General features: G+C 71.9%; 1 protein-coding gene. It reads right to left on the minus strand.

From position 1 onward, the window contains the following. Positions 1–152: 152 nt before the first annotated feature. The coding region (locus ACLJPL_RS34165; RefSeq protein WP_411084826.1) for a response regulator transcription factor at positions 153–513 on the minus strand (361 nt) is incomplete at its 5' end.

A 513-nucleotide genomic window follows, 5' to 3' on the forward strand; every position in this document is an offset into this window, starting at 1 on the left:
GAAATGCGGGACGCCCGAGGCCGACGGAATCCTGAATTCGGGGAACAGTCTGCGGGCCGAACCGGGATTCGACGAGGGCGGCGCCAACGTCACCGACGTCGAGGTCCCGCTCGCCGAGGTCCCCGCGTCCTGACGGCCGCCCCGACGCCTTCTCAGGTGCGAAGCACGGGCGTGGCCGGGGTGGCGCCGAGCCACCGCAGGACCGCGTCCGTGCCGCCCCGGGCGTCGAGCTTGGCGTAGATGTTGCTGAGGTTGTTGCGGACGGTCTTCTCGCTCAGCCGTAATCGCAGCCCGATCTCCTGTGCGCCGAGGCCGGTCGACAGCAGCTCCATGACCTGCCGCTCGCGCGGCGAGAGCAGTGCGCGCAGCCGCTCGATCGCGGCGTGTTCAAGGGGTCCCGCCGGCATCCGCCGGGCGCCCTCCCGCAGGGCGGCGCACGCGGTCGGGGAGAGGTAGGTGTGGCCGACGGTGGCCGCCATCACCGCCGAGGACAGCATGTGGGTGCAGTAGTCG

This window comes from Streptomyces sp. cmx-18-6 (assembly GCF_046548915.1).
GTDB lineage: Bacteria > Actinomycetota > Actinomycetes > Streptomycetales > Streptomycetaceae > Streptomyces.